The organism is Kineosphaera limosa NBRC 100340 (assembly GCF_000298215.1).
GTDB lineage: Bacteria > Actinomycetota > Actinomycetes > Actinomycetales > Dermatophilaceae > Kineosphaera > Kineosphaera limosa.
Genome location: NZ_BAHD01000033.1, coordinates 50817 through 71612, shown reverse-complemented (window position 1 = coordinate 71612; position 20796 = coordinate 50817). Strand labels below are relative to the sequence as shown.

The window sequence follows — 20796 nt, the reverse complement described above, 5'->3', positions numbered from 1 at the left end:
CGGCACTCGCGGCCGTCGGCGGCGCACCGCTCCGGGTCGCGGGCGCTCGACACCCCCGTGTGGACGCCGACAGAACGACCCCCCGCGCGGCTGCGGGGCGGCGTGCCCAGCCGCGCCGAGGTCATCGCCGAGCTCGACGACGCCGGGCTGCTGCCGGCCATCACGTTCATCTTCAGCCGCGCGGGCTGCGAGGCAGCGGTCGGCCAACTGCTGGCCTGGGATCTGCGCCTCGTCGACGAGGCCGCTGGGGAGCGGATCGGTCGGCTGGTGGAGAGCCGGGTCGCCGGGATCGCCACCGAAGACCTGTCGGTGCTCGGCTACTGGGACTTCGTCGAGGGGCTGACCCGCGGTTTCGCCGCCCACCACGCGGGGATGCTGCCGACCTTCCGCGAGATCGTCGAGGAGCTGTTCACCGCCGGGCAGATCCGTGCCGTGTTCGCCACCGAGACCCTCGCCCTCGGCATCAACATGCCCGCGCGCACCGTGGTGCTGGAGAAGCTCGTGAAGTTCAACGGGCAGACCCACGCCGACATCACCCCGGCCGAGTACACCCAGCTCACCGGGCGCGCCGGGCGCCGCGGCATCGACGTCGAGGGACACGCGGTCGTGCTGTGGAATCCGGCGCTGGACCCGGTGGCGGTCGCCGGACTGGCCTCCACGCGCACCTACCCGTTGCGCAGCAGCTTCCGCCCGACCTACAACATGGCGGTCAATCTCGTGGCCCGGATGGGACGCGCGGCGGCCGCTGACGTGCTGCAGACCTCGTTTGCGCAGTTCCAGGCCGACCGCTCGATCGTCGGGCTGACCCGACAGATCACCGAGCACGACGAGGCGCTGGCCGGCTACGCCGAGGCGATGACGTGCGACCGCGGCGACTTCGCCGAATACGCAGCGTTGCGCGAGCAGATCTCCCAGTTGGAGAAGGGCGCGGCGCGGGAGCGATCGGCCAGTCGAGGGCGGGCGGTGGCGCAATCGCTGGCCACCCTGGCCCCCGGCGACGTCGTGGCGCTCGTCGACGGGCGCCACACCGGCCGGGCCGTCGTCATCGGCGTCCAGGCCGGCTCGAAGTCCGGCCGCTCCGGTGGCGGCCCGGTGCGCGATGTCGTCGTCGTCACCGAGGACGCCCGCCAACGGCGCCTCGTCGCTGCCGACCTCGACGTGCCGGTCCAACCGCTGGGGCGCATCCGTGTGCCCAAGGGGTTCAACGCCCGGGTCGCCGGCCAGCGCCGCGACCTCGCCGCGACGATGCGCGCCACTGTGCCGCAGACGCTGCCCCCGCATCGGCGACCCCGCGCGCAGGAGAGCGACGAAGCCGCCTCGGCCTCCGGGACGGGCGAGCGCGACGTGCAGGCCCGCATCGAGGACCTGCGCCGAGAGTTGCGCGCGAACCCCTGCCACGCCTGCCCCGACCGGGAGCATCACGCCCGCTGGGCCGAGCGTTATCACCGTCTCGAGCGGGAGACCGCCACCCTGCGGCGACGCGCGCAGGGCCGCACCAACTCGGTGGCGCGCACCTTCGAGCGCATCTGTTCGCTGCTGAGCCGGCTGGGCTACCTCGACGAGACCGGCGACGCCGTGACCCCTGATGGGCAGCGGCTCGCGCGGCTGTACTCCGAACGCGACCTGCTGACCGCCCAATGCCTACGCCACGGAGTGTGGGACCGGCTCGATGCCGCGGGGCTGGCCGCCGCCGTCTCCTGCCTCGTGCACGAACCCCGCCGCGAGGACGCCGGCGGGCAACCCGCGATGCCGGGCGACGACGTCATCGACGCGCACGATGCGATGGTGCGGCTGTGGAGCGACCTGGAGGATCTGGAGGCCGAGTACTCCGTGCAGTTGACCGGCTACCCCGATGCCGGGCTGGCCTGGCCGGTGCATCGCTGGGCGTCCGGGCAACGGCTGGAGGTCGTGCTGCGCGGCACAGACCTGGCCGCCGGCGACTTCGTGCGCCGTTGCAAACAGCTCGTCGACCTCCTCGACCAGATCGCCGACGCCGCCCCCTCGCCGGCCCTGCGCAGCACCGCCCGCAAGGCCGTCGACGCGGTGCTGCGGGGTGTGGTCGCCGCCGATCGCATCGACTGAGCCGCGACCGTTCTCGCGGCTAGCGGGCGCCGGCCAGCAGGCCGTGGCGGGCGGTAGCGGGCGTGGCCGGTTGCGTGCGCGATTGCGTCCGGGTGGTGAGGATTGTGCCGCCGGCGAGGGCGAGGGTCGCCACGATCGCGGCGGTCATCAGCGACCAGCCGCCGTGCTCGTAGAACAGCCCGAGGGCCCAGCCGAGCACGCCCGAGCCGACGTAGTAGCCGATTGTGTAGAGGGCGCTGGCCTGGCTGCGGGCGTGCGCCGGGGCCAGCGCCCCGGTGGAGGCGACGGCGGCGGCGTGGACGACGAAGAAGCCGCCCGTGAATGCGATGAGCCCAGCGATGAGCAGCGGCAGGGTGTCCGGAACCATCGCCAGTAGACCCAGCACCATGGCGCCCAGCCCGATCGCGACCACGCCGCGCAGCCCGAGGCGGGGGAGTAGGGCGCTGGCCGACCGCGAGGAAAGGGTCCCGGCCGCGTAGGTGAGAAAGATGAGGGAGACCAGGGCGGCCGGGAGTCCGAACGGCGCGGCGCCCAGGCGGAAGCCGAGGAAGTTGTAGACGGCAACGAAGCTGCCCGTGATGAGCGGGATCGCCAGGTAGACCCGGACGAGGGCAGGTACCCCCAGGGCCGCGCGCAGCCGGGGCAGTTGCGGCTGCCGGCGAGCTTGAGCCTGGGCCGTCGACCGGGGGCTGCGTGGGGCGAGGGCGATGAAGAGCAGCGCGCAGACGACCCCGATGACGCTGACAACGACCAGTGCGCCGCGCCAGCCGAGGAGCGGGGCCAGCGGACCGGCGATGAGACGACCGGCGGCCCCACCGACGGTGGTCCCGGAGATGTAGGCGGCGGCCGCGGCAGCGGCCTGACCTCCGCGCAGATGCTCGTGCACGTAGGCCACGGCCAACACCGGAACCCCGGCCAGCGCCGCGCCGGTGAGAAACCGGGTCGCGAGCATGATCTCGAACGTCGGGGCGAGGGCCGCGGCAGTGCCGAGCAGGACCGCGGCCGCCACGGAGACCTGCATCGCCCGGAGGCGTCCGAGCCGGTCGGCCAGCCACGCCCACGGCAGCACGGCCAGCGCCAGGCCGGTCGTGGCCGCCGACACGCTCAGGGCCGCGTCGGCGGAGGTGACCTGCAGCGCCGAGGCCATCTCCGGCAGCACTCCCTGCACCGCGTACAGCCCGGCGAACGTCGCCACACCGGCTGCGAGCAGCGCGGTCATCATGCGGCGGTAGCCGCGCGCGTCGAGGGTGGGCTGCGCGCTCTGAGCTGGAGTGTTCGTCACGCGCACCACGGTACGGACGCCCAAGAGCTATGACTAATGCGCGAAACGCTCCAACTCATACACTGGTGATATGCATGTGTCGGAATTGCGCGACCTCCTGCCCGACCTGCCCGTGCTCGTGGAGTTCGCCCGCACGGGTTCGGTGACCGGGGCCGCCGACGAACTGGGCATCCCGCAGCCCTCCGCGAGCCGGGCGATGGCCCGGCTCGCACAGCGCACCGGCGTCCCGCTGACCCAGCGCGCCGGGCGGGGCTTGGAGCTGACTCCCGCCGGGGACGCCCTGGCCGGGGCGGCCAGCGAGGCGCTGGCGATCCTCGGTGACGGGCTGGTCGCGGCCCGCCGCAGCGCCGCGGCCGGGGATGCGGTCATCGCCATCGCGTACCAGACGGTGCTCGGCGAGGGGTATCTGCCGTCGGCAATCGCCCGGTTTCGCGCCCGTCACCCGGCGGTGCGCTTCCGCCTCGTCCACGGGGCCCGCGCGCGCTGCATCGAGCTGATCGCCGCGGGCGACGTCGATCTGGCCCTGCTCGCCGACGCCCCGCAATTGGAGGGGATGCGGCAGGTCACGTTGTTCGACGAGCCGATCGTTCTCGTGGCTCATCGCCAGCACCCGCTGGCGCGCTCTGGCGAGCCGATAACGCCGGACGCCATCGACCCCAGCGAGGTCATCATGATGGCCCAGGGCTTCGGGATGCACGACTCCGTGCGCCGGATCCTGGCGATGGAAGGCCCGCTTCCGCCGGAGGTCATCTGCGTCGACGACGCCCGCATCGCCCGGGGCCTGGCGGCGGCCGGCGCAGGCGTCACGATCCTGCCCGCCAGTCGCGGCCGGCTCGACGACGGCACGGTCGAGCTTCCGATCGAGCACCCCGACGCCACCCGCAGCATCGGCGCGATCGTCGCCCGCTCCTCCTCCGACGTCGTCGACGATTTCCTGCTCACCCTGCGCTCCAGCGCCGGCTACCGCTGGCACCGCACCCGACCCCTTCCGACCTCCGCCGACAGTCTCATTATCGGGCGAAGTTCAGAGTCATAGCTCTGCATGTCGCCACTTACTATGGCTTTCGATGAAAGAGGCGGGTACGCATGAATCAGGAATCTGCCGACCCGCGCTGGGTCAGCGCTGAGGATTTTCGTCAAGTCGTCGGGCCGGAGCGGGCTCGGCAGCTTGTCGAGGAGGCGCTGCTGTCCGGGTTCGACCCGTCGGTCGACCCCCCGCGGATCGCCATGCCGGCGGGTGATCGCGGGGAGTGGCTGCTTATGCCGACGACGATCGGGGAGTGGACGGGCATCAAGGTCGCCACCGTCTCACCCGACAACCCGGCCCGCGGCCTGCCCCGCATTCAGGCCATCTACCAACTCCTGGACTCGGCCACCCTCACGCCGCGCTACCTCATCGACGGATCGACGCTCACGTCGCTGCGCACGCCGGCGGTGTCGGCCGTCGCCGTGGCCAGGCTGGCCCCGGAGCCGGTGCGGATCGTCGATCTGTTCGGCACCGGGCCGCAGGCCTGGCACCACCTGGAGGCGCTCGCGGCCGTGCGCGACGTCGGATCGGTCCGGGTCCACTCGCGCACCCCCGCCACGGCCGCCGAGTTCGCGCGCCGCTGCCTCGAGCACGGCTTCGCCGCGGGCGTCGCCGCACCGCACGATGAGCCGTCCGAGCCCGCCGACATCCTGATCTGCGCAACGACCTCCCGCACCCCGATCCTCGCCTCCGAACAGGTGCGCGACGGAGCGTGCGTCGTGGCGGTCGGTTCCCACCACCCGGACGCCCGCGAACTGCCCGGCGACCTCATGGGCCGCGCGCTCGTCGTCGTCGAAGACGTCGGGACTGCGCTGCGCGAGGCCGGCGACGTCATCCTCGCTGTCGAGGAGGGAATGTTGCAGGCCGCCGACCTCGAGCCGCTCGCCGACCTCGTGGCGGGCCGGGTGCAGCGCCGCGACGACGCCCCCAACGTCTTCAAGAGCGTGGGGATGTCGTGGGAAGACCTCGCCGTCGCCCGCGGCATCGCCGAAGCCTCCATTCTCCCCGACTATCGGCAATCTGGGCGCTGCTGAATATCCGATTCGGCACTAACAAATGGCCAGCCCCTCGTTGCGAACAGTGATTGGGCGCGCGCCGAGATGCATAGTTTGCGGTGACATGCAGGGCAATTGCTCTGAACCTGGCCCCGAAAGTGGGCCTTTCGGCGGTGGGGCTGGGGTGGTTAGCGGTGGCGGGCGGCGCAGGTGACGCATTGGTCGGCGGAGGGGCGGGCGACCAGGCGTTCGGCGGGGATAGGGCGGCCGCACCCGCGGCAGGTGCCGTCCCAGCCGGCCTCGACGCGGGCGATGGCGGCGTCGAGCTCCGCCAAGTGCTCGCGGGCGGCCCGGGCCCCGGCGTCCTGCGTGGCGCGTTCCCACGTGACGGTGGTGCCCTCGGGGTCGTGTTCGTCGTCGGTGTCGGAGTCGTTGCGTAGCTGCCCGAGTTCGCGCACGCTCGCTTCGAACTGGGCGACGCGCGAGCCCGCCTCCCGGCGCAGTTCGCGCAGGTGCTCGAGCACATCGGGGGTCGGGGCCATGGCCGGCTCGGCTCGCTACTGCGGCTCAGGCGATGCCCAAGGCCGTCACCACACGGGTGAAGGCGCCGGTGAGGCGATAGTCGACGGCCAGGCGCGACATCAGCGCGGGGTCCGCCACCTGTGTCGGCAACCCGGGCTCAACCGGCCCGAGGTCGATATCGCGGACCACCCGCACCACGCGGGGCGCCGCGTCGAGATAATCCGAGCCCTCCAGCAGGCGGGTGCGTTGGGCGCCCTTGATGCTCGGGTCGCCGGCGGCCAGGGCCGCGCGGATGCCGGCGAGGTCACCGTGGGCGTGCAGCAGCGCCGCGGCACTCTTGGGGCCGACCCCCCGCACCCCGGGCAGCCCGTCGCTGGGGTCCCCGCGCAGCACGGCGAAATCGGCGTAGGCATCCCCGCTGGCCACGTCGTAGGTCGAGCGCAGAAACGCCTGGTCGACGAGGTCGGGGTCGCGCACCCCGCCGCGGGCCGTGTACAGCACGCGGACGTCGGCGGCGTCGTCGACGAGCTGGAACAGGTCGCGGTCGCCGGTCACCACATCGACCGAGCGACCCTCTCCCGCAAAGCGGGTCGTCAACGTTCCGATGACGTCGTCGGCCTCGTAGCCGGCCGCCCCCACCCGCGGAATGCCCAGCGCGGCGAGCGCCGCCACGATGACCGGCACCTGCGGGGTCAACTCTTCGGGCGACTCCTCGGACACGGGCGAGTTCTCCGCGAGCCGATGGGTCTTGTAGCTGGGGATCGCCTCGACCCGGAAGGCCGGCCGCCAGTCGTCGTCCCAGCAGGCCACCAGGCCGCTGGGACGATGCGCCGTGACCAGCGTCGCGATCATGTCGAGAAAGCCACGGACCGCGTTGTTCGGCGGATCATCGGGGTTCTCGCGCCGGTCGGGCACCCCGAAGAACGCCCGGAAGTACAGCGACGCCGAATCCAACAGCAGCACCGGCGCTCGGCTCGTCATCGTCCACCTGTCTCGTGCAGCGACTGTTTCGTCCCACGACTCTCTGGTCCTAGGGCCGAGCGCCGCGAGTGGCGCATCGGTGCCCGCCATCCTGCGCTGCCGCGCCCCAGGGTGTCCAGCCCGACCGAAAGGTCGGCCCACGGGTCGGCCCACCGGTCGGCCCCGTAGGACGGCCCGGATCGTCGCGCGGGGAGGCCGGGGCGCGGCGGCGGGCTGGGTCGCTCAGCGGGCGATCGCGGCGACCCGAGCGCCGAGCACTCGCACGAGGTCGTCGGGGGCGACGCCGAGGTCGTATCCGCGGCGTCCCCCGGAGACGTAGATCGCCGGATGCTGCTGGGCCGACTCGTCGAGCACGGTCGGCAGGCGACGCTTCTGCCCGAACGGGCTGATGCCGCCGACGACGTATCCGGTGCTGCGTTGTGCCGCGGCCGGGTCGGCCAACGCCGGTCGCTTGCCGCCGAATGCGGTGGCCGCCGCCTTGAGGTCGACCGAGGTGTCCACCGGCAGCACCACGACCCCCAGCCCAGCCCCCGAGCCATGACCGGATCCCTGACCGGGTGACTGACCGAGTAGCTGACCGGGTGACTGGCCCGCGCCGCCGGGCGCCGCGGCCGTCATTCCCTCCACCGACAGCAGCAGCGTCTTGAAGACGACCGCGGGGTCGAGCCCCAGCGCCTGCGCCGCCTCCAGACCGTACGAGGTCGCCCGCGGATCGTGGGCGTACTCGTGCTCGGTGAACGGCACTGCGGCCTCGTGCAGTTCGCTCGTCGCCGGGGTGCCCCCGGCGGCGTGTGCGACGTCCTTTCGACGGCGATCTCGGCGAGCCATGACCCCACCCTGGCAGATCACCAGCAGTCGCTGCGGTGGCAGTGGGTCGAGGCCCCGAAGTGCTTGTGGGTCAAGCACATTCGACGCCCCGTCGGCCTCTCCTTGCGCGAAGCGCCGGCCCGCGTCGCAGGACGTCGGCGTGTCGGCGCCGACACGCCGCGATGTCCGAAAACTCACGAGTTACGCGTTCTCCCTGCTCGCCAGCCATGACCAGCGTGGATGGCTCATCGGCCCAGGTGGGGCCCTGCTTGACAGCGCGGCGCGGAGAGTTAGTTTGGACCAGGTCGTCGCCTACGTCATCAGGCTGACGGTGCCTCTGGGAGCCCTCTCGCCCAGCCCGCGCGGCGGATCGTGCCATCAACGGCCGGTCCTTCGAGCGTGGCCGCGTAGAAGGCTGCCAAGGGTCACCGGAGCCCGATTCGAGGCGGCCCACAAGGCCCGTCCGCTTAGTAGAAAACAGGCTCACCTGCTGTCCCCAGCTGATCGTCGAGTCTGGCCCCAACGGCGGCCGGGCCTTGTCATGTCCGAATGCCGGTCGCCGGCGAGATCGGGTTCGGGTGGCGACCGCAGCGCTGCCCCGGACCGGTCGTTACCACCGGGATCAGGCGGATGGCCTAGCCTGGGCGGGTGATACGCCGTGTCGGCTGCGCCTTGGTCGCCGGCCTCCTGTTGTGGGTCGCCTTCCCGTCGTGGGACTGGTGGCCCATGGCGCCGTTGGGTGTGGGTCTGCTGGCGTTGGCCACGGCCGGAGCGCGACCGGCCCAGGGCTTCTTCATCGGCCTCGTGGCGGGTTGGGCCTACTTCGGGCCGCTGCTGTCGTGGTCCGGCATCTACGTCGGCGCGTTCCCGTGGTTCGCGCTGGCCACGCTGCAGGCGCTCTACCTCGGCGTCATCGGGTTGGCGTGCGCGCTGCTGCAACGACAGCGGCTGCGCAGCCCCGGCAGTCCACCGGCGATCCGTCCGCTGCTCGTGGCCCTCGTGTGGGTCGCCGGGGAGTGGCTGCGCGGCCACACCCCGTTCGGCGGTTTTCCGTGGGGACGGCTGGCCTTCAGCCAAGCGGACTCGCCCTTCGCCCGGTTGGCCGCCCTCGGCGGTGCTCCCGCGGTGACGTTCGGGGTCGCGTTGGCCGGGGCCGCGTTGGCGGCCTGCGCGGTGGCGGCGGGCGTTCGCCTTTCCGCGGCCGTCGCCGCCACCCGGGCGCCCCAGGCCGATGCGAGCACCCCTGCACGGCCCGCCACGTGGCGAGCCGTTGGCGCCGGAGCGCTCGCGCTCGGGGCGCTCGTCGCACCGCTGGCGATCCCCATCCCCACCGGCGTCGACCCCGCCACGCCGACGGGCAACATCGTGGCGATTCAGGGCGACGTGCCACAGGCGGGCCTGGAGTTCAACGCGCAGCGGCGGGCGGTGCTGGACAACCACGCGCGCGTCACCCGCGAGGCCGCCGCACAGATCGAGCAGAGCGGAGCGCCCAGACCCGACCTCGTGCTCTGGCCCGAAAACGCCTCCGACATCGACCCGCTCGTCAATGCCGACGCTGCGGGCGTCATCCGGGGGGCAGTCGCCGCGATCGGCGCCCCCACGATCGTCGGGGCCGTCCTGGTCGTCTCCGAGCAGAACGTCTCCAACACGAGCCTGCTCTACCTGCCGGATGGCGCCATCGCCGACACCTACAGCAAGTTGCGGCCGGTGCCGTTCGCCGAGTACATCCCGTACCGCTCGTTCTTCCGGATGTTCTCGGACAAGGTCGACCTGGTGACCCGCGACTTCCTCCCCGGAGACCGCGTGGGCCTGTTCCGCGTTCCCCGCGCCGGCGGAGGTGAGGTCGCGGTCGGCATCAACATTTGCTTCGAGGTGGCCATCGACGACGTGGTCCGCGACAGCGTGGCCCAGGGTGCCAACCTGATCGCCGTGCAGACCAACAACGCGACCTTCGGCTTCACCGACGAATCGGTGCAACAGTTGGCGATCTCCCGCATCCGGGCCATCGAGCACGGCCGCGCGGTGGTGCACATCTCCAACGTCGGTGTTTCGGCGCTCATCATGCCCGACGGAACCCCGCACCAGGAGACCTCGTTGTTCACACCGGCGATCCTCTCCGGCGCACTGCCGCTGCGCACCGAGCCGACGATCGCCACCCGGGTCGGGTCCTGGCTGGAGTGGGCAGCCTGCGCCGTCGTCACGGCGCTCTTGGTCGCACGCGTGCTGGCCGGGCGCCGCCGCCCCCGCACACGCGGAGCCGGGGGAGGGGACGACGACCCGCCGGCACCGACCACACCACAGAACTCTGTGCAGCAAGGAGCGCTATGAGCGGGGAGACCACGAAGACCTCTGGGACGCCCGGGCGCGCTGCGCTGCGGCGGATCGTCGCCCTGGTGCCGACGTACAACGAGCGCGAGAACCTCGCCTCGCTCGTACAGCGGGTGCGCCGGGTGGCGCCGGAGGTCGACGTGTGCGTGCTCGACGACGCCTCACCTGATGGCACGGGTCGGATCGCCGACGAGCTCGCCGCCGCCGATCCCCAGGTGCACGTGCTGCACCGCCCCGGTAAGGCCGGCTTGGGAGCCGCCTACCTGCAGGGCTTCGTGTGGGCGCTGGGGGCCGGCTACGACGCGGTCATCGAGATCGACGCCGACGGCTCGCACCGCCCCCAAGATCTGCCGCGGCTCATCGAAGCCGCCGCCGACGCCGACGTGGTGATCGGCTCGCGCTGGGTGCCCGGCGGTCAAGTCGTCAACTGGCCCGGGCGGCGCAAAGCCCTTTCGCTGGGCGCCAACGCCTACACGCGGCTGTGGCTCGGGATGCCGGTGCGTGACGCGACGGCCGGCTTTCGGCTCTACCGCGCGAGCGCCCTGCGCGACCTCGACCTGCAGGCCGTGGCATCTCAGGGGTACTGCTTCCAGGTCGACCTGACGTGGCGGGCCGTCAAGGCCGGGCTCGTCGTGGTCGAGGTGCCGATCGTCTTCGTCGAGCGCGAGAACGGCGCCTCGAAGATGAGCGGCGACATCGTCCGGGAGTCGATGCGCCGGATCGCCTGGTGGGGCGCGGTGTACCGCGGTGAGCAGGTGCTGCACGCGGCCCGCCGGCTGGCCGGCCGGGACCGGCCCACCGCGTCGCCGGAGCAGTCGCATCCGGTCGGTTCGGGGGCCGTCTCGGCGCCAGACCCCAGTCGCTCCCCTTGGGGTGCCTCGTGAGGCCCGGCAAGGGGCGCACGGTCGCGCTGCGCACCCTCGCGGTCATCGCCGTCGTGGCGATCCTCGAGGGGCTGACGATCTGGGGTGTGGCCCGCCTCATCGGCCCCGGGCCGACGATCGCGATACTGCTGGTGGAGTCGTTGATCGGCGTGTGGCTGGTGCGCCGTGAGGGCGCGCGGGCCGGGCGGGCACTGCGCACCGCGCTGCAAACCGGGCGGATGCCCTCGGGAGAGTTGCTCGACACCGCGCTGGTGTTCGTCGGCGGCTTCCTGCTGCTGACGCCCGGTTTCATCACCGACATCGTCGGCTTCATGTTCGTGCTCCCGCAGACGCGCCCCATCGCCCGCCGCTGGCTGCAGGCCGCCGTCGAGCGCCGCTTGCTGGCCCGCGCCGGGGTGGTCCGCTCCGATGTCGTCGACACCGAGGGCGCCAGTGACACCGACTCCGGGTCGGGTGGCCCCCCGCGGGAGCCAGGCGGTCGTCGCCAACTCGAGTCCTGACCACAGACCCCGCCCAGGCATGCTTCGGCCCCGCTGACACGTTCTGTCAGCGGGGCCGAAGCATGCTTGGTCTACGACCGCCCTCGGGTCAGGCGGTGCGCTGAGTCACCTCTCCGCGTGCGGCGCGCAGCAGGTCGAGCCGCTCGGCGAGCAGCTCTTCGAGCTCACCGATGGACCGACGCTCCAACAGCATGTCCCAGTGCGTGCGGGCTGCTTTCGTCGGCTTCTCCACAGGCTCGGGACCGTCGATGAGCTTGGCCGTCTGCCCGCACCGGCATTCCCACACCGGGGGCACGTCGGCCTCGACCGAGAACGGTAGCTCGCTGATGTGCTGGTTGGGGCACTGGTAACGGGAGATACGGCGCTCGGACAGAACGACGTTCTCGTCGCTCTCCATGCTCAGGGCACTCAGGTTCGTGCCTCGCAGCGACCGCTCGGCCATGTTGTTTCCTCCATCCTTCACCTCCGGCCGGTTGGTGGGGCCGGGGTACGTTGTCGCAACGCTTCGCCCCATCCCAGTGTTCCGGCCGGGTTAGAGTGGTCTGTTGACTTACCTGTGATTCGTGTTACCTATCGGTAATACCGTCCCCCCACACGAGCAGCCCCCCGCCGCACCGTGTTGACCTGGTTGACCCGGTCCACCGTGCTGACCAGGTCTGTCGTGGAGGCCCGCCTATTGGGCGAACTCCCAGTGCCAGGGCTCCGGTTTCGATCCGTCGGCGCGAGCCCAGGCCGGGTGGTAGAAGCCGAACAGCGGTGCGTGCTGCTGCATCCACCGGTGTTGCGGCGTACCGAAACTCTCGATCCCCCCGCACAGGTCGACCGCTAGGCCGAGCCCGTGATTGCTGGTGCCCGGGGTCGCCGCGAGGTGCGGCTTGCGGGCCTTGACATCTACCTGACTGGCGTACGTCCGGTAGGTGTCCGTCATGCAGAACTTACTGCCCAGGTCCTTCTCATAGGCGGCAGCAAGAGCCTCGATCGCCCGGGCGGCGGCCGGACGCAACGTGTGGCCCGAGTATCCTGCCACACCGCACAGCGCGCTCGGGGGAAACATGCCGTTGGGGTAGTCCCCGCGGTCTTCGGTGCACAGCGGCGCGTTGGCCAGCTTTTCCAACGCCGAAAGGTCGACTCCGGAGATACCCGCGGCGTCGACCCCGATCGTGGTGAGTTCGGCGCGGCGGCTGCCGGCGACCTTCTGCAACTGTGCCAGCTTCTTCTGCTGGGCACCGAGTGCCGCGGCGGCCTCCTTGTGTGCCGCCTCGGCCTTGGCCGTGGCCGCCTCGCGGTCGGTGCGGGCCTTGGTCGCGGCGGCGGCTGCCTGCTTCTGGGCGGCGGCGAGCACCTCGTACTGGCGTGCTTCGGCGGCCCGGTTCGCGGCAAGGTACTCGGCCAGCGCTGCGTCGTTGCCGCCCTGGTCGCCGCGGGTCAATTCGACGACCGCGGCGAGGTCGCGCAGGGCGATGGAGCCGTTGACGTAGGCGTCGTAGGCCATGTTGGAGACGTCCTGGCGGGCGGCGGCCAACTCCTTGTTGAGCTGGTTGAGCCGATGCACCTGACGGGTCTCGGCATCGCGGGCCTGCCGCTGGGCCGTGCGGGCCGTGCTCACCGCGTCCATCGCCTTGCTGGAGGCGGCGGCGAGCTTGGCCAGGTCCGCCGTCATCGCCGCGATCTGCTTGTCGGCGGCGGCCGACTCCCGTTGCAGCTTGGCGGCCTGCTCGACCTGCGCCTTGACCTCCTCCGGAGACAGCGGCTCACGCTCGTCGCCGGGGGCATCACCCGGGCTGGCGGACGGGCTCGCGGTCGGGCTCGCTGCGACGGCGGAGGCGACTGGAGAGGGTGCGGCGGCGGTGGGCTGGGCGGTCGCCGGAACGGCAACGCCGGTGGCGAGCGCAACGCTCAGGGCAAGGACTGCCCCGGGGCGGCATCGCGCGCTCATACGTGTCCTGCTCTCGTCGGCCCCCGTACGGTTTTGCGACGCCCCACCTGCCGACCGTCCGCCGGTGCCTCGGTGGGTACCGAGAACCTCGAGCGGCCGCTCACGCGCAGCGTTCCCACCTAGGCTACCGATGCGTAGGGCCTGTTCCAACTCGGACAACTGTTCAATCAATTCGCTTGTCACTCCACGGAATTGCCGCGACCAGCGGTTTGCGGTCCGGACGACGACCAGACGGTGACAACCATCACGTCGGCGCGCCGTCCTGCGCCGGTGTCGGCCGGGGCCGTAGCGAGCGCATGAGGTGCCCATCGGCCGGCGGGCAGGTAGTTTGAGGAGTGCCGGGGAACGACTCCGGCAATTCGACCACGATTCGCCGCACATGTCGCGCCGGAGCCAGCGAGCTGCCGGCGCGCTCCGGTGGCGGGGCGGCTGTCGAAGCGATCCGACGACCAAGGAGGAATCATGGGCCTGGGAGACAAGATCAGCAACGCTGCCGAAGAGCTGAGCGGCAAGGCCAAGGAGGCTGCCGGCAAGGCCAGCGACAACGAGCGCATGGAGGCCGAAGGCAAGGGCGAGCAGTCGAAGGCCAACCTCAAGCAGGCCGGCGAGAACGTCAAGGACGCCTTCAAGAACTGACCGCATCAGTCGGGTTTGCTGCCCTGCAGACCGACGCCGGGATCGCCCAGAGCGGTCCCGGCGTCGTCGTATCCGGTGACTCTCGGCGTCCGCGTCAGGCTGGGCTCACGGCAGGGCAACACCGCGCATCAGCTGGGACTTGTAGACGTTGGTGATGATCGTGCCGTCGAGAAAGTCGGTGAGGCGCGTCGCCTCCTCCTGCAGTCGGGCGCGGTCGGCGGCGGCAAGCGGGGCGACGGGCACGATCTGCACCCGGCCGCTCTCGTCCTGGATCCAGGCACCGACCATCCGCCCGTCGAGCCACGCGGAGGTGCCGCCGTTGCCGACGCTGTCGAACAGCAGCCGGGTGTGCTCGGGGTGCAGGTAGAAGTCGCGGCCGCGCCACCCCATCGTCGTGGGGTCCAAGGTGGGCAGCAGGGCGGCCCAGGGTTCGGCGGGAGGCTCCGGCTGTAGGTCGTCGGCGGCGAGCCAGGCGCCGCTGCCGTCCTCGAGGAGCACCGGCTGGGCATCGACGTCGGCGAGGGCCTGCCGAACGGCCGCCTTCGTGGCACCCAGCCACCACACCAGGTCGGCCTCGGTGCCGGGGCCGAAGGTGGCGAGCCAGTCGGTGACCAGACGCGCGTAGCCTGCCCGCGCAGGTAGCGGGGAGAGCATCGGTTCACCGAGCCAGTCGAGCGTGGTGCCCCACAGCGGACGCGAACTGCGCCAGTGCCCGGCGTTGCGGGCGCGCATGGCACGGCCCTGTGCCCCCAGCAACGTCAGCACGTTGGGGGCGATGGCGCCGATGCCGCCGTAGGCCTTGCCGGGGGAGCGGACGACCGACCCGGCGACGGCCGCCACCTGTTCGCGGATCTGCCGGGTGCCCATCGCCTCGCGACCGCTCAGGTGCCCTTCGACGGCATCCAGGGCGGTGGTCAACCAGGTGGTGCCGTCGCGGGCGATCTCGTTCTTCTCGACCTCCTTGACGAGCCGGCGGAACTCGACCTCCGCGACCCGCGCGCTGGCGCTGCCCCACAGGGCAGGCAGCAGATCGCGGGGGACCGCCCACAGGGTGCGCCGCATGGCCAGTTGTTTGACCAGGCTGCGCTGCTCGTAGAGCAGGTCGTCGATGTCGGCAACGGTCACTCCCGCTACGCGGGCGTGCAGGGAGAGGTAGACGGTCGAGGCCTCCGTGGCGTGCAGCGCGGTCATCGCGCGCACGGCGGCCAGCGGGTCGGTGAGGCGGTGGGCGGGGGAGATGGCGTGTCGCCGGGCCAGGCGGGCGCGGCGTTCGTCGTCGGTGACGACCCGGACGGGCTCCGGGCGGCAGTGGTGACTCACGGGCGCAGTAGGTGCTCAGGCCAGGCGGCCGCGCAGCCAGGCGATGTCCGCGGCCTGGCCCTGCTCACCTCCGGGCGTCTCGACGAGCGTCGGCGCGGCGGCGGCGCGGATGACGTCGGCGAGGGCGTCGGGATCGATGTGGCCGTCGCCGAGGTTGGTGTGCCGGTCGGCGCCGGAGTCGAAGACGTCGCGGGAGTCGTTGGCGTGCACGAGGTCGATGCGCCCGGTGATGGCCCGCACCTGATCGACGAGGGTGCCCAGGTCGTTGCCCCCGGCGTGGGCGTGGCAGGTGTCGAGGCAGAAGCCGACGGTGTCTCCGCCGTCTGCCTGGCCGATGGCGTCCCAAAGCCGGGCGATCGCCTCCAGTCGGCGGGCCATCGCGTTGTCGCCGCCGGCGGTGTTCTCGATGAGCAGCGGCACTGGCATCTCGAGGCCGTCGATGCACTTGCGCCAGTTGTCGAAGCCGGTGGCGGCGTCCTGGTCGGCGCCGAGGTGGCCGCCGTGCACGATGACGCCGCGGGCCCCGATCTGCGCGGCGGCGCTCACGTGCTGTTGCAGCAGTTTGCGGCCCGGGATGCGGATGCGATTGTTCGTCGAGGCGACGTTGATCGGGTACGGCGCGTGCACGTAGATCCCGATCCCGGCCTCGTCGGCGGCGGCCCGCAACGCCTCGGCGCCGCCCTCGTACCGCACGACCGGGCCTTTGTAGGACTGGGGGTCGCCGAGGAAGATCTGGACGATGTGCGCACCCCGTGCTCGGGCCTGCGCGATCGGGTCTTCCTGGTCGACGTGGGCACCAAGGGGCGGGGGAGTGCTGGCCATGGCCGCCACTCTAAGGGCCGCCTTAGCGCTGTCTGGCCTCGGCTGCGGTGCGCGGCTCCGGTTGCCGGCCCTCCTTCACTGCGCGCTCCACCTGCTCCCGGCCGTCGGCGCTGATGAGGTCGAGGGCTTCGGCGATGCGGGCGGCCTCGTCCCAGGTGTCGATGGTGTAGACGCCTTCGCGGCGCCAGTCCTGCCGGGTGCGTGCGTCGATGCCGACGACGTCGTGGATGAACACGGCGACGACGTGATCGCCGTAGTCGCGGCGCGCCTTGAGGCCGACGTGCGCGTCGGCCTGGCCGCTGTCTCCACAGAACACCATGCGGCATTCGGGGAAGAGGCGCCGATCGCGTCCGAGGTTCTCGATCTTGCGGGCGGCGATGGCGGTCTTGGTGTGCAGATTGAGCAGCGAGCCGCCCATGATCGAGTGCGGCGGCAGGTCGAGGTCGTCCATCTTGTGCCTGGTGTAGCGCTCGAAGAGGCCGGCCGGGCCGCCGGGGCGGGCGGTGACGAAGGTGAGGTCGCCGGGTCGGGACGGGTCGGTCGCGCTGCCTTCGTCGAGGGCCTGCAGAAACGCCTCGACGCCGGGGTAGACGGTGCCCTTGGGGTAGCGATCGTCGTGAATCGCACACTTGACTGTGTCGTCGATGTCGCAGAGCACGCGGACGTCGCTGGTGGTGCCGACCTCGCGGGCTTGTTCGGCGATGTGCGTCAAGAGCGTCATCCGCGGGGCCTCGCCGAGGCTGTCGTAGACGAGCCGCTCGAGGTCGTGCATGTCGCCCTGGCTGTTGAGCAGATACTTGACCCGCACGAACCGGTCGCCGGTCAGGCCGGTGAGCAGCCGCACGAGGGCCGCGCCGCCGTCGCGGGAGACCCCGTACTCGTGGGCCTCGAAGACGAACCGGGCGACGGCCGCATCGGACAGGTCGTCGACCCGGGGGATCGACTGGCGGCTGGGGATCGCGTGCACCGTCAGGGCGCCGGGCCGGATGCGCGCGTCGAGGCGGGTGACGCCCTCGACGACGTCGCCGTCGACCTGCACGCGCCTGGGGGAGTCGGACTCGACGGTGACGTGCTCGCCGCGCCGGTACTCCAGCCCACTCGGGGCGCGATAGCGGGGCCGGATGCCGGCGGCGGCGATCCGCGCCCACTGCGTGAGTTTGGTGGGCGCGACGATCGCCAGGTGCAGCTCGCCGTCGTTGGGGCGGGCGTCGGGCACGACGTGGATGCCGCCCGGGATCATGCCGGTGTTGGCGACGAGCACCGACCACACGTCCCTCGTCTCCGGTTCGCGGCCCTCGAGGTCGATGCGCAGGGGGATCAGGGGGTTGCCGAGGCGGCGTACGCCGGGCAGGAAGTACGAAAGCCAGCCGTGCGTGGCCTTGTGCCGGTCCTCGACGTCGGCGACCGTGTCGGCGTCGTGGCCCATGCCGACGACCACGAGAAAGGTGCGCTGCTGCGTGCCGTGCTCGGTTGTCAGCTCGAGTTGCCCGAGGTCCGCTGCCTCGGGGGCGCCGATGATCGCGAGGCGGACCGTGCGCTGCAGGTCGTGGCCGAAGAGCCCGGCATTGCGGGCGTACAGATTGGCCGTGCCGGTGGGCACGATGCCCATCGGCACGCCCGTGTCGGCCAGGGCCTGCGCGACCTCGCGAACGGTGCCGTCACCCCCGATGACGACGACCACGTCGGCGCCCTCCTCGAGCGCTTCGCGGGCCTGCTCGTAGCCGGGGGAGTCGGCCGTCGTCTCGCGCACGTCGGGCGCGTCGAGGTCGAACCGCTCGCAGCATTCCCGCAGGGCCTCCAACGCCCGACGGGAGGCGGAGTGCACCGGATTGACGACGACGGCGACCCGGCGGGTCGAGCGGGTGATCTCTGCGGGCTCCGCCGGCTGGTGCGCGTCCATGCCGCGAGTCTGCCGTGCGCGAGGGAGGGCTGCGAGCGCGAAGGGTCGCGTGCCGTCGTCAGCTCACGCGTTCGGCGACGGCCGGCCGGCCGGCCTCCTCGCTCAGTCTCCGGGCTCGGGCCTTGTCGCCCTGCTTCTTGCCCCATCGGCCGAGCGCGATCGTGGCGACGACGAGCAGCGCAGTGACGACGAGCGGCAGCACCTGATTGAGGTTGAAGGCGGCCTGGAAGGAATACGTCTCCGCGACGACGACCTTGATAGCGGCCTCGAGCACGAAGCCGACGCCCCACATTGCGGTGATGATCCGCATGAGCCGACGGAACTGAGGGTGCTGCCACAGGTCGGCGAAGCGCTGCTCACCCTCGGGGGTACCGCCGCCGCCGAAGCGCTGCCCGAAGTAGAACATCAGCGGCCGCGGCACGATCGGCAGCAGCGTAATGAGGCAGATGAGGCCGAAGGCCCCGGTCAGCGCCGAGTCCTTGAGTAGGAGCATCGTCGGGCTCGTGTCGCCGACGAGCGCCAGGGCCGCCGAACCCAGGTTGAGGGCGACGATGATGACCGCGAACGTGTCCACCGTGCGGCGCCAAAACGCCGTGATGATCGCCTCCAGCAGCGGAGGCAGGCTGGCCAGGATGTAGGCCTGCACGTCCGGGACGTCTTGCGCCTTGGCGACATTGAGGATGACCAGGGGGGCGACGATGCTCAGCAGCACGGTCATCGCCAGCCGCAGTCGGCCGCCTGCTCTGCTCGACTCGGTCGGCGTGGCCACGTGTCGGGAGTTTTGGCCCGCCGGCGCGCTGGGCTGCGATGTCATGTGGGAAGTATTACATCGCGACCGGTATTCACGGCCATAGCATCACAGGTACGGTTCAGGAATGGCCGAGTTCGCTCTGCAGCGCCGCGCACCGGCGAATGGCGCATCGCGCATCGGCTTCGCCTTCGGTCTGCTCGATGCCCTCGCCGTGCCCGGACCGATCCTCATCCCGCTGCTCGGGCACCTGGGCACGGCCGAGCCTGCGGCCCGGCAGCTGCTGTCCCGTTTGGCGTCGGCCGGTGACCTGCAGGTCGAGCGGCACGGGCGCGTCGCCGTCTACAACTTGGCGGGCGCCATGCTGCGCAGGTACCGCACGATCAGCGACTCACCGGATCCGCTGCGCTGGGAGGGAGCGTTCGCCGCGGTCATCCACGACATCCCGCAGTCGCGGCGCCGCCGGCGCGAGCGCCTCCTGGCCGCGGCTGCGCGGGAGGGCTTCGGGCAGTACCGGCCCGGCCTGCTGTTGGGCTGCCGGCCGGCCCGGTCGTGGCTCGACGACGTGCTGGCCGACGAATCGCTGGGGCAGGCGCGGGGGAGTGTCGAGGTGGCCGAGCTTTCCGTCGACCTGCCGACCGCTCGGCGCATGGCCGCGATCGTCTGGGACTACCCGCAGCTACGCGAGGGCGTGCAAGACGCGGTGGTCGAGTTGACGGGGCTGCAGGCCCGAGCTGCCGTCGACGGCTGGGCACATGCTCGCCGGGTCCACGACGCCTTCGTCATCGCCACGCCGTTGTGGCTGACGTGCGCCGACATCCCAGGCGAGCTGTTCCCGGCGGATGTGGCGATCGACCGCATCGGCGAGCTCGTCACCGCCATCAGCGCCGAATCCACCCCGCACTACGTGGCCATCACACGCGCCTTCCTCGACGCCTCACCCCACCGCGCCCTCGTCCGACCCAACCCCGCCCGCCGCCATCCCTCGCCCTGACCCCGACAGCCTTCCTCGTTGTCCGCGCGATCAGGTCGCCTTACTCTGGCGCAAGGGGGTGCGAATGGCGACTGCGACGATGACATCCAAGGGGCAGATCACGGTGCCGCGGGAAGTTCGCGAGGACCTGGGACTTACCCCTGGGACGAAGGTGACTTTCACCCGCACTGCCGACGGAGACTACGTGCTGGCCAGGCAGCGAAGAAGCGTCCTGGACCTGTTCGGCACCATGGGTCGTGGCAGGCCCGCGGTGACGCTTGACGAGATGGACGACGCGATCGCGGCGGGTGCAGCGGAGTCGGTGCGTTGATGGCTGCCGACACCGGCAACGCCCGGGTTCTCGCCGTGTGCCGGGACGAACTGCACCGCTTCAGCAAAGCTCCGGTCGAGGCGATCAGCCTTGTCGCCGGCCTGGGAGTCGTCGGCGATGCCCACGCCGGCACTCTGGTGCAGCACCGGTCCCGGGTGCGTCGCGACCCGAACCAGCCCAATCTACGCCAGGTGCATCTCATCCAGTCGGAGCTTTTCGACGTTGCGCGCGAGCATGGATACGAGCTGTCGCCGGGGGACCTCGGCGAGAACATCCTCACGGCCGGCGTCGACCTCTTGGATTTGCCGACCGACACCCGACTGATCTTCGGCGAGGCCGTGGTGCGGCTCACGGGTCTGCGCAACCCCTGTGCCCAGATCAACGCGTTCCGCCCCGGTCTGTTGAAGGTCGTGCTCACCACGTCCGACGGCTCACCGACCGACGGCCCGGCGCCGCCGACCGGCTCGCCTGAAGCCAGAAGCGCCAATGGTCAGGTCGTGCGCAGGGCCGGAGTCATGGGAGTCGTCGAGCGCTCCGGCGACGTGCGCCCCGGTCAACGCATTCGCATCGAGGCGCCCGCTGGGCCGTTCCGACCCCTCGAGCCGGTCTAGGGGATCTGCGATAACGTCCGCGTGGTCCTATCGCCGGCGTGCGCTGTATTGAAGTCCAGCTCGCAGAGTGTCAAAATGGCCACAATAGGTCGCCTGAAAATGGCTATCTTG

General features: G+C 71.4%; 20 protein-coding genes. 10 read left to right on the top strand and 10 right to left on the bottom strand.

Annotated elements, in window-relative coordinates; all coding sequences use genetic code 11:
- The coding region (locus KILIM_RS11125) for a DEAD/DEAH box helicase (protein WP_006592783.1) at positions 1 to 2082 on the top strand (2082 nt) is incomplete at its 5' end.
- 19 nt (positions 2083 to 2101) lie between these two features.
- Here KILIM_RS11125 and KILIM_RS11120 read toward each other — a convergent pair.
- Positions 2102 to 3364 carry an MFS transporter gene (locus KILIM_RS11120; protein ID WP_051988746.1) on the bottom strand — a complete coding sequence of 421 codons (1263 nt, stop codon included), beginning with the start codon at positions 3362 to 3364 and terminating at the stop codon, positions 2102 to 2104.
- Between the two features lie 70 nt (positions 3365 to 3434).
- On the opposite strand from KILIM_RS11120, the gene KILIM_RS22370 reads away from it, so the two are divergent.
- Positions 3435 to 4400, top strand: a complete 966-nt coding sequence (locus KILIM_RS22370; RefSeq protein WP_006592781.1) for a LysR family transcriptional regulator — start codon at positions 3435 to 3437, stop codon at positions 4398 to 4400.
- A 50-nt stretch (positions 4401 to 4450) separates the two neighbouring features.
- The gene (locus KILIM_RS11110; protein WP_006592780.1) at positions 4451 to 5425 is read left to right on the top strand and encodes an ornithine cyclodeaminase family protein; all 975 of its coding nucleotides are present in this window, start codon (positions 4451 to 4453) and stop codon (positions 5423 to 5425) included.
- Between the two features lie 149 nt (positions 5426 to 5574).
- Here KILIM_RS11110 and KILIM_RS11105 read toward each other — a convergent pair whose 3' ends face one another.
- From KILIM_RS11105 to KILIM_RS11095, 3 genes are all read right to left on the bottom strand, one after another.
- Positions 5575 to 5928 carry a TraR/DksA family transcriptional regulator gene (locus KILIM_RS11105; RefSeq protein ID WP_006592779.1) on the bottom strand — a complete coding sequence of 118 codons (354 nt, stop codon included), beginning with the start codon at positions 5926 to 5928 and terminating at the stop codon, positions 5575 to 5577.
- A 25-nt stretch (positions 5929 to 5953) separates the two neighbouring features.
- Positions 5954 to 6889, bottom strand: coding sequence for a 5'-3' exonuclease (locus KILIM_RS11100; protein ID WP_006592778.1), 936 nt, complete (start codon positions 6887 to 6889; stop codon positions 5954 to 5956).
- A 222-nt stretch (positions 6890 to 7111) separates the two neighbouring features.
- Positions 7112 to 7717, bottom strand: coding sequence for an aminoacyl-tRNA deacylase (locus tag KILIM_RS11095; RefSeq protein WP_040563049.1), 606 nt, complete (start codon positions 7715 to 7717; stop codon positions 7112 to 7114).
- Positions 7718 to 8344: 627 nt separating this feature from the next.
- On the opposite strand from KILIM_RS11095, the gene lnt reads away from it, so the two are divergent.
- The 3 genes from lnt to KILIM_RS11080 are packed head-to-tail and all read left to right on the top strand — an operon-like array spanning position 8345 to position 11408.
- Entirely contained in the window at positions 8345 to 10024 is a 1680-nt protein-coding gene (lnt, locus tag KILIM_RS11090) for an apolipoprotein N-acyltransferase (RefSeq protein ID WP_040563018.1), read from the top strand.
- Positions 10021 to 10908 (top strand): polyprenol monophosphomannose synthase, encoded by an 888-nt coding sequence (locus tag KILIM_RS11085; RefSeq protein ID WP_006592775.1) that lies wholly within the window; start codon positions 10021 to 10023, stop codon positions 10906 to 10908. The genes lnt and KILIM_RS11085 overlap by 4 nt, the downstream gene beginning before the upstream one ends.
- A complete protein-coding gene (locus KILIM_RS11080; protein ID WP_006592774.1) occupies positions 10905 to 11408 on the top strand; it encodes an FxsA family protein in 504 nt (167 codons plus the stop codon). The genes KILIM_RS11085 and KILIM_RS11080 overlap by 4 nt, the downstream gene beginning before the upstream one ends.
- 88 nt (positions 11409 to 11496) lie before the next feature.
- Here KILIM_RS11080 and KILIM_RS11075 read toward each other — a convergent pair whose 3' ends face one another.
- The gene (locus KILIM_RS11075) at positions 11497 to 11850 is read right to left on the bottom strand and encodes an RNA polymerase-binding protein RbpA (protein WP_006592773.1); all 354 of its coding nucleotides are present in this window, start codon (positions 11848 to 11850) and stop codon (positions 11497 to 11499) included.
- A 231-nt stretch (positions 11851 to 12081) separates the two neighbouring features.
- Entirely contained in the window at positions 12082 to 13344 is a 1263-nt protein-coding gene (locus KILIM_RS22365; RefSeq protein WP_006592772.1) for a D-alanyl-D-alanine carboxypeptidase family protein, read from the bottom strand.
- Between the two features lie 462 nt (positions 13345 to 13806).
- Between KILIM_RS22365 and KILIM_RS11065 the strand changes: the two genes are divergently transcribed.
- The gene (locus KILIM_RS11065) at positions 13807 to 13980 is read left to right on the top strand and encodes a CsbD family protein (RefSeq protein ID WP_006592771.1); all 174 of its coding nucleotides are present in this window, start codon (positions 13807 to 13809) and stop codon (positions 13978 to 13980) included.
- 105 nt (positions 13981 to 14085) lie between these two features.
- Here KILIM_RS11065 and KILIM_RS11060 read toward each other — a convergent pair whose 3' ends face one another.
- The 4 genes from KILIM_RS11060 to KILIM_RS11045 are packed head-to-tail and all read right to left on the bottom strand — an operon-like array spanning position 14086 to position 18836.
- A complete protein-coding gene (locus KILIM_RS11060; protein ID WP_006592770.1) occupies positions 14086 to 15300 on the bottom strand; it encodes a winged helix DNA-binding domain-containing protein in 1215 nt (404 codons plus the stop codon).
- A gap of 15 nt (positions 15301 to 15315) precedes the next feature.
- A complete protein-coding gene (locus KILIM_RS11055) occupies positions 15316 to 16122 on the bottom strand; it encodes a deoxyribonuclease IV (RefSeq protein WP_040563045.1) in 807 nt (268 codons plus the stop codon).
- Positions 16123 to 16144: 22 nt separating this feature from the next.
- Positions 16145 to 18022 (bottom strand): diacylglycerol kinase family protein, encoded by a 1878-nt coding sequence (locus tag KILIM_RS22360; protein WP_006592768.1) that lies wholly within the window; start codon positions 18020 to 18022, stop codon positions 16145 to 16147.
- 58 nt (positions 18023 to 18080) lie between these two features.
- Positions 18081 to 18836 carry a VC0807 family protein gene (locus KILIM_RS11045; protein WP_157551643.1) on the bottom strand — a complete coding sequence of 252 codons (756 nt, stop codon included), beginning with the start codon at positions 18834 to 18836 and terminating at the stop codon, positions 18081 to 18083.
- Positions 18837 to 18897: 61 nt separating this feature from the next.
- Here KILIM_RS11045 and KILIM_RS22355 point away from each other — a divergent pair, with 61 nt between their 5' ends.
- The 3 genes from KILIM_RS22355 (at position 18898) to KILIM_RS11030 (ending at position 20685) form a co-directional block, all read left to right on the top strand.
- Positions 18898 to 19764 carry a putative PaaX family transcriptional regulator gene (locus KILIM_RS22355; RefSeq protein WP_006592766.1) on the top strand — a complete coding sequence of 289 codons (867 nt, stop codon included), beginning with the start codon at positions 18898 to 18900 and terminating at the stop codon, positions 19762 to 19764.
- A gap of 64 nt (positions 19765 to 19828) precedes the next feature.
- Positions 19829 to 20074 (top strand): AbrB/MazE/SpoVT family DNA-binding domain-containing protein, encoded by a 246-nt coding sequence (locus tag KILIM_RS11035; RefSeq protein WP_006592765.1) that lies wholly within the window; start codon positions 19829 to 19831, stop codon positions 20072 to 20074.
- Positions 20074 to 20685 carry an MOSC domain-containing protein gene (locus KILIM_RS11030; protein ID WP_006592764.1) on the top strand — a complete coding sequence of 204 codons (612 nt, stop codon included), beginning with the start codon at positions 20074 to 20076 and terminating at the stop codon, positions 20683 to 20685. The genes KILIM_RS11035 and KILIM_RS11030 overlap by 1 nt, the downstream gene beginning before the upstream one ends.
- Positions 20686 to 20796 lie beyond the last annotated feature (111 nt).